Origin of the sequence: Paenibacillus apii, assembly GCF_011043685.1 — a bacterium.
Taxonomy (GTDB): Bacteria; Bacillota; Bacilli; order Paenibacillales; family Paenibacillaceae; genus Paenibacillus_AQ; species Paenibacillus_AQ sabinae.
Window position 1 is genome coordinate 205,066 of sequence record NZ_JAAKGU010000007.1, and the last position, 18,109, is coordinate 223,174.

Annotated in this window: 11 protein-coding genes; 1 reads left to right on the forward strand and 10 read right to left on the reverse strand. The window is 42.5% G+C overall.

Going from position 1 to position 18,109, the window contains the following annotated elements:
- Positions 1-102: 102 nt before the first annotated feature.
- The 7 genes from G5B47_RS16260 to G5B47_RS16290 all read right to left on the reverse strand — a co-directional run bounded on the left by G5B47_RS16260 (position 103) and on the right by G5B47_RS16290 (position 12,437).
- The gene (locus G5B47_RS16260; protein WP_165100043.1) at positions 103-1,422 is read right to left on the reverse strand and encodes a hypothetical protein; all 1,320 of its coding nucleotides are present in this window, start codon (positions 1,420-1,422) and stop codon (positions 103-105) included.
- Between the two features lie 762 nt (positions 1,423-2,184).
- Positions 2,185-2,436 carry a hypothetical protein gene (locus tag G5B47_RS16265; RefSeq protein WP_165100045.1) on the reverse strand — a complete coding sequence of 84 codons (252 nt, stop codon included), beginning with the start codon at positions 2,434-2,436 and terminating at the stop codon, positions 2,185-2,187.
- A 311-nt stretch (positions 2,437-2,747) separates the two neighbouring features.
- Positions 2,748-5,657: a type I restriction endonuclease subunit R gene (locus tag G5B47_RS16270; protein ID WP_165100048.1), complete on the reverse strand. Its 2,910-nt coding sequence runs from the start codon at positions 5,655-5,657 to the stop codon at positions 2,748-2,750.
- Between the two features lie 123 nt (positions 5,658-5,780).
- The gene (locus tag G5B47_RS16275) at positions 5,781-6,851 is read right to left on the reverse strand and encodes a restriction endonuclease subunit S (RefSeq protein ID WP_165100051.1); all 1,071 of its coding nucleotides are present in this window, start codon (positions 6,849-6,851) and stop codon (positions 5,781-5,783) included.
- On the reverse strand, positions 6,844-8,343 hold the full coding sequence (locus G5B47_RS16280) for a type I restriction-modification system subunit M (protein WP_165100054.1): 1,500 nt from the start codon (positions 8,341-8,343) through the stop codon (positions 6,844-6,846). The genes G5B47_RS16275 and G5B47_RS16280 overlap by 8 nt, the downstream gene beginning before the upstream one ends.
- On the reverse strand, positions 8,336-10,756 hold the full coding sequence (locus G5B47_RS16285; RefSeq protein ID WP_165100057.1) for an N-6 DNA methylase: 2,421 nt from the start codon (positions 10,754-10,756) through the stop codon (positions 8,336-8,338). The genes G5B47_RS16280 and G5B47_RS16285 overlap by 8 nt, the downstream gene beginning before the upstream one ends.
- Before the next feature lie 58 nt (positions 10,757-10,814).
- Entirely contained in the window at positions 10,815-12,437 is a 1,623-nt protein-coding gene (locus G5B47_RS16290) for a restriction endonuclease subunit S (protein ID WP_165100060.1), read from the reverse strand.
- Positions 12,438-12,971: 534 nt separating this feature from the next.
- On the opposite strand from G5B47_RS16290, the gene G5B47_RS16295 reads away from it, so the two are divergent.
- Positions 12,972-14,156 (forward strand): tyrosine-type recombinase/integrase, encoded by a 1,185-nt coding sequence (locus G5B47_RS16295; RefSeq protein ID WP_165100063.1) that lies wholly within the window; start codon positions 12,972-12,974, stop codon positions 14,154-14,156.
- Between the two features lie 225 nt (positions 14,157-14,381).
- On the opposite strand, the gene rlmD is transcribed toward G5B47_RS16295, so the two are convergent.
- From rlmD to G5B47_RS16310, 3 genes are all read right to left on the reverse strand, one after another.
- A complete protein-coding gene (gene rlmD / locus G5B47_RS16300) occupies positions 14,382-16,031 on the reverse strand; it encodes a 23S rRNA (uracil(1939)-C(5))-methyltransferase RlmD (protein ID WP_165100212.1) in 1,650 nt (549 codons plus the stop codon).
- A gap of 69 nt (positions 16,032-16,100) precedes the next feature.
- A complete protein-coding gene (locus tag G5B47_RS16305; RefSeq protein WP_165100065.1) occupies positions 16,101-16,991 on the reverse strand; it encodes a diacylglycerol kinase in 891 nt (296 codons plus the stop codon).
- Positions 16,992-17,321: 330 nt separating this feature from the next.
- Positions 17,322-18,107: a sirohydrochlorin chelatase gene (locus tag G5B47_RS16310; protein WP_165100068.1), complete on the reverse strand. Its 786-nt coding sequence runs from the start codon at positions 18,105-18,107 to the stop codon at positions 17,322-17,324.
- Positions 18,108-18,109 lie beyond the last annotated feature (2 nt).

Here is an 18,109-nt window from a genome sequence, read left to right on the forward strand (position 1 = left end):
TGATAAACAAACAATAAGAAAGGCTTGTTTTGAAAAAAAGATTGATCAAAACAAACTTTTAATATTATATTCCATTATATTATTTTTCATATAGGTTCTTTATCATATAGAACGGATAATTCCAGCTTTAATACCTGCATTCATATTCCCATATTTACTTCTCACCGAAATTTCGTTTGATTCTGCCGTATTCCATTTAAGCATCATAGCATTGGCTAAACAATTAAAATATTCTTCAACATGTTTTTCTATTTGTTTATTATAATCATGAAAAGATTCATAAGCACTTATATATCTAAGATAAGTTTCAAATTGAAGTGCATCATCAAAATATGTATCAACTATAAAACAGTAGATTGAATCATTAGGGAAAAAGTATTTATTCATCTTTTTCAATAAATCAAATTGCTTTTCATCTAATTGAAACCAATCATTAGGTAAGCGTTTTTTTATTTCTGGATTGTTTTTATTGTACCTGTGATCATTCGCTAATTTAGACATATATTTCCCAGAAATCACGACCAAAACATCAGAAATTCGAAGTCCAACATGAGTAGTAGAATCTTCATTTTCTTTTATTGATGGAAACTTTAATTTTTTGAACGGTCCTACTGGTATCCCTTCATCAAGAATCAGTTCTGTGGACTGCATATTAAATTTATTGGCAAGGCTCATTTCTGTAATCCACAAATCAATGTCAAATGAAACCTTGTTCCAATCAAATGAGCCTTCCTCAAAAGGGGTGTCTTTAATTAAATGCTTTGTTTTTCTGATTACTTTAATAATCTCCCTATAATTCTGTATTTGTCTCTCCATTCTCTTAATATGCTTGTTCTTTTCAACAAAAGCCACCATGTGTTTCTGAATTTCTGTAAGAACTTCTCTATTTCCCATATTTGAATCAAAAATAGATTGAATTACATGTTCACTAGCTTCAATCTCCAAATATTTTACAAAAGAATATTTTAAAGTCCGTGCTGACGGTATATAGCGTTTTTCTTCTATATCAAGAATCCAACTTGTCAATCTATTGTCTACAACTAGAGACATTTTGTTTATCGAAAATAATAGATTATCAACTTCATTTTCAAGGAGTAAGTCGAACAAGGAACTATAAAAATCTAGTTCGCGATTTTTAAGACTAGCAATACCATAATTGAAATTCTTGTTCAAAATATCTTTTCCTTTTAATTCTCTATCGTCAGGAAAATTTCTAGAAGACATGTATTTTCCTTCTAACATTTTATATTTATCTTCAATGTTAAGGAGGTTATTCTCATTTATTTTAATTATGTCAGCAACATAAACATACATGTTGTCATTTCCTAACTTAATTTTCTTCTCTTCATCATAGGGTGTCGTAATCCTAATTGTCTCTTGCGGACCTTTTTCATCAATATATAAGTAATCCAATTTTTTCATCCTTTCACTTCTAATTTGAAATTTCTTCTACATCTATTGACTATATAAAATCATAACAAGTATATCTAGGGATTCTTATGTAATTTTCGGCATTTTCTACATTTGTTACATGAAATTTCGTTTGCTCTTTTAGCTTATAATTTTATCTAATTGTAATTGAATAAGTACGTTAAGCGTCCCTTAACAACTCTTGGCCCGAGCTGCTGGATAATAAAAAATCCTGCACATCAAAATAGAATTTTTATTTACAAATTATCAATCTTAACTTAATTATAAACGATCAGACTATTTTATAAATTATCAAACTTTGTTTTAATGCCACAGTAACACCACGCTATTCTGCCCGTTGACGGGGTAAAGGCAGCCGATATTGGCTGCCTTTTCCTAATTGTTCTTACACTAGCGTTCTTCGTTAGCGTAACGCTTCATTCTAATTTTAAGGTGAGTATTTCGGTGCAATGGAGCCGCTTGGTTAATGTGTCAGAGCCACGATGTTAGCGAATCAGAGCCACGCTCACAGTAAAGAGAGCCACTCCAATTTAGATGGCTCTCTTACGTTTATTTTGATCTATAGTTCTCTGTTAGGAGTTTAAATCTTCCAAGGAAGCTCTTTCGGCTAGCTCCTTTAATTGGTTATTTTGGTATTCTAAAAATCTCTTCATATATTTCGAAGCGAAAAACGGATACCCAGATTGCAGGTATCCGTTTTTGTAAGAATATCACTCTCATCGATTACGCTAAAGTCAAGCGATTGATTAGAATTCAATAATACATAAGTTCACTTTCATCAACAATGCCTCTATAAATAATTGTATAAAACGTATTTCCATCATATTCATATGCTGTGTAAGGCACCATTCTATTGTTTTTTTCTGTAAATTTTTCTATAGATACAAATTGTGCAATGGCTTCATCTTTACTGTAAAAATTTACTGGAAAATAAAAATCCTCGCCCTCGTTTCCCCATCCCTGATACTTTGCACTTATTACATGAAACTTCTCCTCCGCTGCCATAATTCATCCCTCCACTAATGTAATATTTTCCATACTCCAAACTTTCTTGCATTCTCTTTCGTTGAAATCATTCAATTATCCTGCCCGTTAGCGTAACCCCGCAGCCGGTCTAGTACTTTATTCGCTCAGTCTATATCTTTATTCTCCTAGTCTACAACTATTTTTTTCAGTCTAACACTTTATTCTACCGGGACATATGTGACCTTTGGACAATGTGCTGTCACCCAGCATAAATAAACCCTGTAACTAATTACAGGGTTTAGCTTTTATGATTACGCTCTCGTATGGATAATTCGCAAGTTAGCTCCGAATTAATAATACTGCTCAATGTACTGATAAGCTTTATCAAAGACTTCTTTGTCTTTAATTTTGTATTTGACCCAGACGACACTCCGAAGAGCTTTCTTAACTTCCTGTTTTCCTGCAGTTGTACCCTGCCAACCATCGAAACGTACAATCTTAACGATATCATCTATATCGCCAACAATTCGCTCGACGATAATTGGTGTCTTTGAATTCCTCAACCCATCAAAAAGCTCTGTTAATGCCGCCTTGCCTTTATCCACTTCTTCCTCCGGCACTACTTCTTGTTCAGCTTCTGCAGCTTCCCGCGCAAGTTCTAATAGCAGTTTTAGAAACTCAATACTGGTTATTAGCCCTTGTTCGTGTTTCTCACGGAGATTTTCAAGTTTTTCTCCTAACTTTACAAATTTAACATCATTACTATGTTTTCGAATTTTCGCAACCAAATCAATTTCAACTTTGATCGTTGTTTTTCTCAGATTCTTTTGTTTTTCAATGAATTCATCGATTAAATCTGCATCCATAGTAAGAATTTCCATATCATCATGTACTTCTCCGACTTGCAGATTCTCGTGAACTAGTTCCAATGTTTTCGCCCCAAGAGAAGCCCAAATCAACCCGCCTCTTCCATCAGTAGGTTTCACCGATTCGAATACTCTTGTCAGCCATTGAAAATCGTATTTCATTGGACTCAGAAACGGATCTGGCGAAAGCGCATCCCACGCTCTATTGAGCACTTTATAATCGGCTCCAAATTCGTCTTTGATTTTATTAGTTGGCAGACATTCTTGTGCAGCAATCAAACCTTCCCAACCATCTACTGTACGGTCTACCCCCATGAAATAACTCAAGCACTTACGCATTAGTGCAGGGATCTGCTTCTTAACCTCTTCAATATTCGAGATGACCTTTTTCATACTCGATTCATCAAAGTCCAAAGCTGTTGCTACATTATCAAAAATACCTACGTAGTCAACAATCAAACCGTGAGTCTTTCCTTCATCATAGGTTCTGTTAGTACGACAGATGGCCTGCAGCAAGTTATGATCTTTCATTGGCTTATCAAGATACATAGCTTGCAATATAGGTGCATCAAAACCAGTAAGAAGCTTCGCCGTTACTATTACAAGCTTCAGTGGGTCGTTATGTTCTCTAAATCTGTCTAAAATCTTTCCTTCTGCGTCCCTATCACGTTTATAGGCTTTATACTTATCTTCCTTGTCATTGTTGGTGTCCATAACAATTGTAGTTGCATCCGGACCTAGCAATTTATCAAGTTCTTCTTTATACATAAGGCAACACTCTCTGTCATAACACACAACCTGACCTTTGTATCCATTCGGTTCAATTTTTTCTCGGTAATGTTTGGCTATATGTTCGCATACCTTTCTGATACGCTTACGGTCATACATTATTGCTTTCATGTTGACTCTTCGAGACAGCTCTGCTTTATCTTCTTTAGATAAATTTTCTGTTAATGCATCAAATTCAGCATCGAGCTTTTCTCTATCTACATGCAGGTCAACTGGTACCGGTTCGAAATTCAATGGGAGCGTCGCATTGTCACGGATTGAATCCGAGAAGGAATACTTGCTCATATATCCACTCTTATCCTCCACTGCACCAAATGTATTGAAAGTATTTTTATCAATACGATTAATTGGTGTACCTGTAAGGCCAAAGAAAAACGCATTCGGAAGAGCAAGACGCATCTTACTACCTAGATCGCCTTCCTGAGTTCTATGAGCTTCATCCACCATAAGTATGATATTGTCTCTAGGGTTAAGTTCCTTTTTAATATCACCAAATTTAAAGATTGTTGTAATTGCAATCTTTCTCTGGTCTCCTAAAAAGAAGGATTCTAAATCGTCTTTCGAGCCAAGACTTACAAGATTAGGAATATCAGATGCATTGAATGTTGCAGTTATCTGCGTCTCTAGGTCAATTCGGTCGTCAACGATAACTATTGTTGGATTGTTTAATTCTGGCCTCATTCTAAGTTTTTGTGCTGCAAAAACCATCAGCAATGATTTACCCGAACCCTGAAAATGCCAGATAAGACCTTGTTTTGGGTATCCAGCCTTTACGCGTTCCACAATAAGATTCGCACCCTCATATTGTTGATAACGACATATGACTTTATATTTGCGATACTTTTTATCGGTTGCAAATAATGTAAAGAACTGAAAAATGTCCATGATCTTTTCAGGTGTAATCATATCTTCAACACTGATTTTCACATCTGCAAGACTTCCTTCACTTTTATGATCCGGAGTATGCCATGGACCCCACATTCCAACTGGCATGCAAACTGAACCATATCTATAACATTTGCCTTCTGTTGCGAAATTGAATATGTTAGTTACAAACATGCCTGGTATGCTTCTTTCATATGCGGATATATCTCCAGCAGCATCCAACCATGTTATAGAATTACGAACAGGTGTTTTCAATTCACCAATCGCCACCGGAAATCCATTAATCAATAGAACAATATCTAGTCTCTTACCATTCTCTTTTTGTGGATATACCCATTGATTGGTGACAACATAATCGTTAAGCGCCAAGTCTTCTTTAGTCATTGTTCCAAAGAATCGAATGGGAATCATTCGTCCATCTTTGCCGAATGGGTAGGAATTCTCTTCAAAAACCATCTTCTTGAACATTTCATTCTGCGTTACTAGGTTGTGCGGCTGAACCGACAATATTAACGTGCGCAGTTTATAGATAACTTCATCTGCGCGGGATGGTTCTTCAGCAATTTCAGGATTAAGACGAATGAGCGCCTCTTTCACCATAGTCTCAACCATTACGTCAGAATATTCACGTTGCAATTCTTCGGCGGAGATAAACTTCCAACCATTGTTTTTGAGCGATGTAAGAACCATTTGCTCAATCGTATTGTCTTCATTAAACATCAGATGGCCCTCCAATCTTAATAAAAATATCGATATTGATTGCATGAATAATCTTTGCTCTCGTAATAAACGTCTCCTACGAGCTGATTAGAAGGAAGTAAAATAGTATTACAGCATTTCATGTCACCCGAGATTTCCGGCAATGACTCTCTTGTAAGTGGAATCCAGCTCTTTACGAGCTTGTTCCAGTTCAAATTTTGATTTATCGCTCTGGCGAACAAAGGTTGCATACTGCTCCTGCAGGATAAGCGGAGGGACGATGATTTTTACATCAGCGAGCCTCTCTACAGCCAATCCTGGCTGCGCAGCCCCGGTAGCTAACCGATTTAAATTTAATAGTGTAAGCATATGATACAACCAAACAGTATCTATCCTCACAGTTGGTTGAACAACTACGGCGTGCTCGGTGGCATAGAACTGTCCTTTTGCGTACTGGACATTACCACATAAAGCCCCTTGACGACCGATTATTGGATATTCACCATCGTATATATATCTGTCAACATATCCTCGTAATCCATTACCTCCGAAGCAAGGGTAAAGGCCATTTTCATTCACTTCGTGGATGTCATCTGCCTTAACAAACTTACCTGCCTTCATAAAGCAAACTGTTCCCAGCGGCACTGCTTTTATAGATTTCTCTAAAGCAATTGGATCGCCAAACATCTCGATAAATTGAGATTTCACCAACTCATCTGTCTTCTGCAGCAGTTTTTGATAAGTCTTTTTAGTTGTGTCTATAGCCCACAGGATCTTCGCCAACTCACGTTGCTTTTCCATATCTGGCAATTCAAATTCATAGTTTTTAAGGTTCTCCCATTTAACACGCGGCGAAAGAGAACCAGCTGACTTACCTACTGCAAAGTCGAACAATGCATCGTTCTGAATTATAAAAGGAAGCAATTCCGGAACTATTCTTTCAGGTTTTGGCTCGATAACTGTGATATCTCCTGAACAAATGCCATCAAACGGGGCAACCGCAGCTTTCTTTAGATAAGCTCTACGTCGTCCAAATAGAATGTCTCCTTCGCGAAAAAATTTCGAAAAAGTATTCTCTTTACCTTCGTCCCATGCTGTCAATTTAATTTCTTCTGGTGTCAGATGTTCAAGGCCTACAATCGGGTATCCATCTTTACTGCTCTTGCAAGTTTCTCTGCGTTCTTTAGCAACATCACCTAAGAGTACCCTACTCACTGCCCTCGCCCCCCTTCCCAATCATTTCATTCAATTTCATGTATCGAATTTTCATAATCTCTGAAGCGGTTCTCCAGCCTTCATAGTGCTCTTGCAAGGTCCGCTCATCAACTTCAATATTCTGTCCTGGGTGCTTTACATATAGTGGAATGCTTAAAGAAAAGTTGTTTTCTTCCAAATTCTGAATTGTTACAACACTAGCAAAACCGCTATCCGTTATATAATCGTCATAAGCTTTAGCAATTTTTTGGATATGCTTTTCCTCCAAAAAACTCTGCGCATTTTTGCGTTCAACTTCTTTGACTGCATTGATGAACAGAACTTTGCCGCGACGCTCAGGACGCTTATTCATTCGGCAGATGATGATACAAGCTTCCATTGGAGAGTTATAGAACAGGTTAGGTCCTAACCCTATAATACATTCAAGCATATCATTGCGAATGAGATTTTCTCGCATCGCGTGCTCTTCATTTCTAAATAGCACGCCATGAGGGAACAGAATTGCACAGCGACCGGTTTCCTCATTAAGGCTCTTGATTATATGCTGCAAGAAAGCATAATCAGCACGTCCTTGTGGTGGGACACCAAGGAAATTCCGACCGTATTTGTCGCTAGCGAATGCTTCACGATCCCATTGACTGATAGAGTAAGGTGGATTGGCAAGAATCAAATCAAATTGTCTCAGTTGCCCTTTTTCAATAAAAGCAGGTGTTTTTAATGTATCACCGTTGACAATATCAAAATCTTTCACCCCGTGAAGAAATAGATTCATCTTGCCAATGGCGGATGTAAGTGCGTTAATTTCTTGTCCAAAGACCGATACATTACGCCATTCCTTTTTCTGATCCTTCAAGTATGCAATTGCTGAAATCAACATCCCAGCACTGCCACATGTAGGATCATATATGGATTCGCCGGATTCAGGGTTTAGCATTTCCGTCATCAAGTGTACTACCGTACGGTTCGTGTAAAATTCCTGCGCGGTATGGCCGCTGTCATCAGCAAATTTTTTTATCAGATATTCATATCCCTGTCCTAGCTCATCCTCCGGGCAGTTCTTAATTGAGAGTGTTTTAGTACTGAAATGTTCAATTAACTCTTTCAGTAACCGATCAGGGAGACGATTTTTATTCGTCCAAGCGCCATCGCCAAAGATGCCTTGCAGTTTGTTGGCATTTGCATTTTCTATTTTTCGGAAAGCATTCACAATTGCAACTCCTACATTCTCTGTTACTTCTCGAACATCACGCCAGTGAGAGCCTTCCGGCACGATGAAACGGTGATTCTCCTCCCACGTTAAAGCTTCTTCGTCTCCATCGTATTCTTCAAGAATTTGTTCGCATTCCTCATCATAAACATCGCTGATACGCTTGAAGAACAACAGCGGGAATATATACTGCTTATATGCTCCAGCATCGATATTTGTACGTAATAGTACTGCAGAATTCCAAAGGTAAGTCTGCAATTCTTCAATTGTAATACGCTTACTCATTGATATATCCTCCTGCCAGGAGTAATTTCATCATTTCTTCTTCGGCTGCAACCATCTCGTCAAAAGCTTCAAAATACTCTCTTCGAACCTCTGCGGGCGGCACAGTTTCTTGTTCTTTCTTTTCAATATACTTGTTGATTGCCAGTGTGTAATCCTTACCGCGGATATCATCTATATTTACGATCTTCACGTGTTCAATTACATCCTCGTAATCAGTGTAGTAATCAAACACCTTCCGAATGTCATTTTCAAACATAATGTTCTGTGCTCGCTGGGGAGTATAAATGCTTGAAGCATCAATCATGCATATACGACCTTTATGCTTATTCGGTTTGTTATTATTCAGAAGTAGGATACAAGCCGAAACACCTGTTGAGTAGAAAACGCCACCTACTAACGTAATAATGCATTCCAACTTATCGGACTCGACAAGCTGTTTGCGAATCTCGCCTTCTTTTCCACCACGGAATAGTACACCTTGTGGAAGCACAACTGCACATCGTCCGGTATTTGGATCCATGGATTTAACCATGTGCTGCAACCAAGCGAAGTCACCATTAGAATCCGTAGGGCTTCCCCATATATTGCGACCGTAGATGTCAGAACTAAACTGCTCAGCGCCCCAGTTCTTCAAAGAAAATGGAGGATTCGCAATGACACAATCGAAGGTTTTCAATTTACCGCCTTCTAAGTAATTTGGCGATCTCAGCGTATCGCCTTGAGTAACTTTAAATTCCTTTGCGCCATGAAGAAAAAGATTCATTCTAGCAATGGCCGAAGTTGCAAGGTTCTTCTCTTGACCATAGATACGGCCATAAGTGAGTTTATCACCCTTCATATAATGGATAGCTTCAATGAGCATACCTCCAGTGCCAGCTGCAGGATCATATACAGATTCACCAACTTGTGGTGCCAAGAGCATAACCAGAAGCTTTATAATTGAGCGCGGGGTATAAAATTCGCCCGCATTCTTCTTTGATAAATCTGCGAATTTTTTAATTAAGAACTCATAACTGTCGCCCATAACATCAGCAGAATAGTTACTATTTCCGACCTTAATCTCTGACATATGCTCAACAAGGTCTTTCAATCGTTCATCCGATAGCTTTGTTTTATCTGTCCAGTTTGCATCGTCAAAGCTGCTAAATACGCCATTAAGCGTATCTGGGTTGGCACGTTCTATTCCATTCATTGCCTTGACTATTGCTACTCCGACGTTTTCACTAACTTCACGAACGTCCTGCCAATGGCACCCATCAGGAATAATGAAACGATGGTTTTCTGGAAAACTGGCGAATTCTTCATCACCACCAGATTCCTCTAATGCGGCTTGTGTTTCTTCATCATAAACATCTGATAATCGTTTAAAAAAGAGAATTGGCGTTACATAGCTTTTATACTCATCTTGATTAATTGGACCCCGCAGAATATTGCAGGCTTCAAAAAGGTGAGAAAACAGCTTTTGACTTGTTGTTTCTTCAGGCTCTGAAGTACTGTTATTTAGCGCTTCATCAGCAGCATCCATTGCTGATTGGATCATTTCTTCTCTACCTCCAGTTTTTATTTTGGCTCCGGCAGACTCTTCTTTAATGCTGACACTCCCTGAAGACTGTACTTTTTCCATCTTTGCGGGATATAGATTTTCGAACTCAAGCAATATCCTCAGAAGCCGCTCATCAAGAAATGTCAGTGCATGTTTCCTGATATGTGTCGGCGCACCGTAGTAGGCTTCTGCGACGCCTCCAGTAATTGCAGCCAACGTATCACTATCTCCACCAATAGAGACAGCGTTTCGGATTGCGTCTTCAAAATTGGAAGACTCGAAGAAAGCAACAAGTGCTTGCGGAACTGTTTCTTGGCAAGTTTCGTTAAATTGATACGTTTCCCGGATTCCATCGAGCGAGAAATTCATGGGGTAGTAGTACTTATCAATGTAATCACGAATTTCTAAGATATTTTTCCCGCTACGAGCCAGAAAAACTGCAACCGCAGTAGCTTCAGCGCCTTTTATCCCCTCAGGATGGTTATGTGTTACAGCTGTCACCTTGTGCGAAAGTAATTTAGCTTCTTCGATGGAATTGGCTACATAACCACAGGCGCTTACTCTCATTGCAGCACCGTTACCAAAACTGTTGTATGGTTCAAGAGTATCACTATACATCCATTTATAGAACATTCCTCCGTAACCGCAATTCGGATAGGGTCTTCCAATAACTTGCATGGATTTAACAGCTTGGTCGCCCAAGTCTCTATAATCACGTTTACAGCTCATAAGTGCATCACATATAGCTAATGACATCACCGAGTCGTCAGTGAAAAAACACTTGTATGTTAAAAAATCAAAATTTTTCGAGCGATGATTATCCCATTCAAATCTGGAACCGACAATATCGCCAATTATAGCTCCGATCATGTGTAGCTTCCTCCCCTGGTGCCAGGCTGATACTTAATTACATCACAGTTATCTAAGTTTATTGTTTTGCCTTCAAAATCGTATTTTGAAGTCTCTCAATTACTCCATTCCATCTATCTTCAGCAAGACGAATGCTTTCTACATATCTAGAACGTTCCTGTTCATATTCTTCTGCAACCATTTTTTGTTCTTCAACCTTAAGCAACGGGATTTCTAGAGACTTCAAATCTTTATAGCTAATATTGATGACGAATGTACCTTGCTGCTTTCCTGCTAAGGCTTTGTTCCCCATAGGACTATCTAAGAAAACTTTTAGGTACGTGCCTAGAAGCAGTTTTTCATTCGGTCTTATTACAATGATGTTTGATGACGCGATGCAGGGGTACTTCTGTTCTTTAAAAACTGCTATTCTAATCGCCGTTCCCCGTGCCGGCAATAATATATCGCCATCTTTAAGTAAGTAATTCGCTACTTTACGTTCTTCCTCTTCAATATGATCAAGGCCCTCATAATCAATATCAAAATCGCTTAGGTTCGATATATTTACGACTCCAATGCTACCATTAGCATCTTTCTTGTTGATCGCCTTTCCGCGAAAAACTTCAGCAACATTTCCTAGTTCTTCTTTTTTAGTACTTGATCTCTGATAACGTTGCCAATCCTCATCCACCATCCCAAAGATATGATCAACATTCCAATGACCCATTTCCATTAACTCGTCCAACATAACAAATGTATCATCAATGAGAATCAGTTCATCGATTCCATTTTTTTTGAGGTTGCTTGTAGGAGATCCATATCTTTTAATCATTACATCTTCTGTTCGGCCTGTGGTGATTGTAAACATATAGGTTTTAATAGCAGTAGATGCAAATATCCCGGCTGGTAGCTCAGCTATTTCTTCTAGTTTATACATGCCTTGGATAAAATCCCTTAAGTCCTTTATCGAGCCCGTAGCAAAGGTTATTCTAGCTGGTAGTACAATCACTAACACACCCGAACTATTCAAATGTAAGAGCAAGTTTTCTACGGCTATCATTTCATATTCTCTACAAATAAAATTTCCATTATCTTCGCCGCGCTCTCTTGCCCCAAATACAGGTACCACCAAAATTAAATCAAACTTCCTTGCTGAAAATTCGTAATCATAGATACTTGTCTGTTCGACAATTACATTCGTATGTTCCTTAAACATTTCATCAAGAAGAACTTTACTCACGCTATTCATGGAAGTTATGTAGAACTCACAACCAGAATGTCGGTTTACTAATTCAGTAAGGTAAGGTACAAACTTTTCAGCTTCAGGTATTAATACCATTCTAGTATTTGGATTAAAGTATTTTTCAAATTCTGTAATTAAAACCTTTGGTATATAAAACATTTCTTTAGGATCTACAGAAGCAAGAGCCATTTCCAAATCAATATCTTCATCATCCATCGCCATAAAAGCACTAAAAAAAGTCTTCGAATCTAGATATGGATTGTTCATTCCGTAAGTATCTGCTATTGAAAGCATAACCTCATAAGCCTTGTGCTCGGTGGTTCGGTTTGAATTTGATACAAACTTCTCTTTAGTCTTTTTCAAAAGAAACGATGCAACAGGCAGATCAGACTGAACAGTATATCCCCTCAAAGCATTATAACGATTCCAAATATGGCTTATCCGCTTGTCGTTACGCATCTATATACCCCCCTTGCAAAACAACTAACAAATAATAATAGGTAAAATATAACACCACCATTAATTTACGTCAATCATTTTTATATTTCGGTACTATAATACCAAAATATAATACACACTTATATTAAGATGTAGATTAAATGACCACCTCATTTCACTGTACAGATCCTGCCATCTTCAGTTCACAGCCGAAAGCGGCCACTGTTGGGAGCAATTAAATATAAATACCTACTCAAGCAAATATCGCGGGAATCACTTATGTAAGGATGCAATTTATAACTAATGAATCGACATAAAGCAAAAGTGTAGTACACAGTTTTGCATGGAATGTATAAACCGAGGCAGCTCACGTGCAGGTGCGTATGCGATCAAAGAGCTGCTCGCCGACAACAAACCCAACGCTCGATAGGTAACCATTATCTAGTTTTTTGGATACAACAATGGCCTTATTGCGCTCTCCACCTTAACTGAATAAATACAATACCCTTGGTAAAAATGGGATGTATAAAGTCACATTGTTAGGAGCCAAACACTATGGCAAGCATTGAAAAACGTGGTTCAAATTCTTGGAGACTTACGGTTTATGCCGGTAAGGATGTCCATGGCAAATATATTCGGAGAACTAAAACGGTCAACTGCAGGACAAAGAGAGATGCCGAATTAGAACTAGCCAAGTTTCAAATTGAGGTTGAAGCCGGTGAATATATTGCTCCGGAAAAAATGACCGTTGAGGCATTTATCGGAGAATGGCGGGAGAAGTATGCTGCAAAAGAACTTGAAGCGAAGACTCTGGATATTTATCTTCGCATTATTAAGAAGCGAATTGTGCCCTTTCTTGGACATATAAGACTGGATCAAGTTAAGCCCCTGCATATTTTAAGCCTAATGAATGATCTAAACAAACCAGGTTCTAGACAAGATGGAAAAGACGGAGTTCTAGCCTCCGGATCAGTTGAGGTTATATATCGTGTTCTCAAAAACATATTTAAACGGGCTGTTGATTGGAGAGTGATTAAAACTAACCCTGTTGCAGCTGTAAGAAAACCCAAGGTGATATATAAAGAAAGAGAGGTGTACAACGAAGAGGAATCCAACCACTTATTCACCCTACTTCAAGACCAAGCCCCGCACTGGCGCATGATGATAACTCTGGCCTTAACCACAGGGTTGCGCCGCGGCGAATTGGTTGGGCTAGAGTGGAAGCACGTTGACCTTGAGAATGGAATCCTCCATGTCCGGCAGAGCATTACCTCTTCAGTTGATGGGGTTCCGGTCATTAAAGAACCGAAGACCAAAAAATCAATAAGAAAAGTTGCGTTATCCGACTCTGTGTTAGAAGAACTACGGGCTTATTATAAGGAGACTAAGGAACAATGGGATTCACTCGGTGAAATGGGACTTCGCAAACAAGACGAACATTTCTTCGTCTTCTTTAATAAAGAGGGAAATGCGTTCTATCCAGAGAGTCCTTATCTTTGGTTCCGCGGATTTCAGAAAAAGCATAATCTTCGCTACATCCGTTTCCATGATTTAAGGCATACTTCTGCTACGTTGCTGATTAATCAGGGTGTACATGCGAAGATCATTTCGGAGCGACTCGGCCATGCTAACATCACTACCACCATGAACATTTATGGCCATGTATTGCAGCATGCAGACAAAGAAGCGGCCAATAAATTTGACGACATCCTGCACGTCAGCCGGCGGAAGGAAGCATAAAAAATCCCGAGGAGCACTGATTCATGCTCACTCGGGATTTTCTCATTTAACGGGCTCTTGTTTGACTATAACAGTGTAAGGTTTTTGATTGGATTGAGACCGTTTTATTGGGTTCGTTTAGGCCTCATTATGCCCATGTTTAACACCAACTTGTCCCCATGGGCATTTTTCGATATCTGTTATACCGTGTTTATTGAAACTGTTTTCCTTACTACACAAGGAATCTCAGTCCTGTGTACCACCACGTATAAGCACTGTTACGCACTCCACATGCACCGTATGCGGAAACATATCCACCGGCTGCACTTCCACCGTCTTATACCCTCCATCCTCCAACACCCGCAGGTCACGGGCCAACGTGGACGGGTTGCAGGACACGTACACTACCCGCTCCGGCTTCATTTTGAGGATCGTCTCCAGCAGGCGCAGGTCGCAGCCTTTGCGCGGGGGATCGACGACGATGACGTCGGCGGTGACGCCCTGCTCTTTCCAGCGCGGGATGACGTCCTCGGAAGCGCCGACCTCGAAGGTGACGTTCTTCATCCCGTTCAACTCGGCATTGGCCCGCGCGTCTTCGATGGCTTCAGGAACGATCTCTACGCCATACACTCGGTCCGCATGCTGCGCGAGGAACAGGGAAATCGTGCCGATGCCGCAGTAAGCGTCAATGACGGTTTCGCGGCCAGTCAGTCCGGCGTATTCGACCGTTTTGCCGTACAACACCTCAGTCTGCGCCGGATTCACTTGATAGAAGGAGCGCGCCGAAATAGCGAACTGCACATCGCCGATGTAGTCATAAATGACGTCTCTCCCCCACAATACACGGGTTTCGTCGCCAAAAATAACGTTCGTCCGCTGCGTATTGACATTCTGGCAGATGCTTGCCACCTCGGGAAGCTGCTCGCGGATGCTGCCGATCCAGGCGTCAACATGCGGGATATCCCGTCCGTTGGTCACCAGCACTAGCATCATTTCACCCGTGCGGAACGCCTTTTTCACAACAACATGCCGCAGCAGGCCGCGTCCGGTCTCTTCATTATACGCACTGATGCCGAGCTCCCGTCCGATTCGCTTGACCACCGATACCACGGCATCGTTATGCTCATGCTGAATCAGACAGGTCTCCATGTCGATGATCCGGTGGCTGCCGCGTGCGTAGAAGCCGCCAATCAGCCCACCGTCGGCAGCGCCGATCGGCACCTGGGCCTTGTTGCGGTAGCGCCAAGGCTCGTCCATGCCAAGCGTCGGCCGCACGACGATACCCCCGCGATGGGACGCCTCGCCCGGAGCGGCATTCACTCCTTGCGGCGCTCCCGCCAGCACTTCCCCGTCCGCTTCACCGCCAGCCTCATCCGGCTCCCCGATCCGCTTCCGTTCACTCAGCGACTCTCCGTCCGCTTCACCGCCAGCCTCACCCGGCTTCCTGCTCAGCTTCCGCTCGCCCAGCGCCTCTGCCTCCGCCCCATCCTTCGCCACATCCAGCTTCCCGATCCGCTCCAGGTTGTCCACCACAAGCTGCCGCTTCCACTCCAGCTGGGCGGCGTAGTCCATGTGCTGCAGCTGGCAGCCGCCACACTGGTCATAGATGGGGCAGGGCGGTGCGATGCGGGAAGCGCTTGCCTCCACAAGCTCAAGCAGCTTGGCGTATCCGTACTGCTTCTTCGTCTTGAGAACCTTGGCCCGGACTTTCTCTCCGGGAAGCGCCCCCTGCACAAAAAGGGTATAGCCCTCAACCCGGCCTACCCCTTCGCCTTCATGCGTCATGCCGATGATATCGAACACGACCTCATCGTTTTTATTTACAGGCAGCCCGGCGGCAACGGCCGCCTTACTGTCCCCGCGGCCTTGACGGCGGCCGCTGCGGTTATTTTTCATCGGATCGGTTTCACTTCTTTCCTGATCTTCATTATTCATGGTGTGTGTTACATTTCGACTTCATGCTGCTTAGGAATTCTGCGCGAATATCCGCAAATGCTGCGGCAGGATCCGGAAATGGCCCGGAAGTGTTCCGCCCAGCTCTCCGTCCAGATTCAGCTGAACGTAGCCGGTAGAGGTGACTTCCATTTCATTCGTGCGGAAGTACACAACCTTCTTATCCTGCAGATGCTCGCCGCGCAGCGCCAGGGTGACCAGGCGGATTAACTCGGCGAGGTTGCATTTTTTCAGGGCGATCACATCGAACAGCCCATCGTCGATGCTTGCATCGGGAGCAAGCTTCTCGAACCCGCCGACGGAATTCGTGTTGGCAATGAGGAACAGCATGAACTCGTCATGGATCAGGTCCTGCCCGTTGGCGCGGATCATCAGCTCCGTCGGAGACAGGCTGGCCATTTTCTCGATTCCTTTTAAATAGTAGGCAAGCTGTCCCATCATCGTCTTGAGCCTGCTTGGCACTTCATATGTCAGCTCGGTCAGCGTGCCGCCGCCGGCAATATTGATGAAATAACGGTCGTTGGCTTTGCCAAGATCGATAAGGCGCGATTGCTGCTTAATGATCAGATCACAGGAGTCTTCCCAGTATTTTGGAATCCCCATAGCGCGCGCAAAATCATTAGTGGTTCCCAGCGGGAGCACCCCAAGAGGAGGAAGATTCGGCTTCTCCGCCATCCCGTTAACCACCTCATTCAGCGTACCGTCACCGCCAGCCGCAATAATGAGATCGTATCCGCGATCCACCGCATCGGCCGCAGCCGCTGTCGCATCGCCTTCTCCCGTCGTCGCATGAGTGGTAGCCTCAATGCCGCCCTGGTCGAGACGGTCCAGAATATCGGCAAGCCTTCTCCTCATTTCTTCCCGCCCGGAGGTTGGATTATATATTAATCTCGCAGTTTTCATTCCGGAACTTCACCCGTTTCTTTATTAAACAACTTAACTGATTATACCCAATTCTGGAGGGCACAATCAATATATGTAAAAAGGGGAGGAAAAAGCACAGGAGAAACGCCTGTATTTCCCCCTCCATCAGTGTTTGGAACAAGCAGGTGGATTCTGCGAGGACGCATGTACCAGCCGTGGAAAAATGTTACATCCGTGCAAAAACGGTGGCCGAGCGCAGGCGCGATCTTATTGCCCCTACCGCCCCATTTCCGGTTTTCCCCGCGCAGCAGCTTCAGCAATCTTACGTCCGCAAAAAACGGCGGGCAGCATAGACGTGTCTTCTACACTTTATCCTTCCGTTTCCGGTTCTTCCCCGCGCAGCCGCTTTAGCATCGCCTCAGCCTGAGCAGCGATCCAGTGGGGCAGCAGCGGATGCGGCAGCAGCGTTCTGCCGGTGTATTTGTAGGTCAAGCCTTTCAGCTTGTCAGGAATGACATTTTTGGTGAAGTAGCCCTCGCTTAAAAAAATCGGCGCCACCAGCACCTCATGTCCCTGTTCCCGCCAGTATCGCACCTTATCGCCCACAGCGCCCACACTCAGCAGCGCATAATCCGCCGCCGCAATGCCGCTGATACTGTGGACGCGTTCCGCGAGCGACGACATCCCCCGCTCCCAGCGCTGGCGGAAACCGGGATGCACGCTTCCGTGGCCGACCAGGAGAACGGTCTCCCTGGCGGGATTCTCCGACAGGTCCCGGATTTTATCCCAGACCATGATCGCGATATCCGGGTCGTCGTCGACGGGGTTGCCGTAGTGAATGCGGGCTGATACTCTGAACCGCTCAAGTTCGGTTTCTTTTTCCGGCTCATCCTTCGCCCCAAGCGCATAGGCTATCTCATCCACATGGGTGCTGCCCGACGAGACGAACAAGGGAATGACCAGAATATCCGTAACGCCCTGCCCTTCCAGCCGGTCAATCCCGTCCTGAATGGAGCGCCCCTCCACCAGCTCCAAAAAAGAAACCGCCACGGGAACAGCTTCCCGCAGCGATAAACCGTTAACGGCTTCATCGACGATCGACACCCAGGACGTATCGCGAGAACCGTGACTGATGATGAGAACGCCCGCTTTCATAC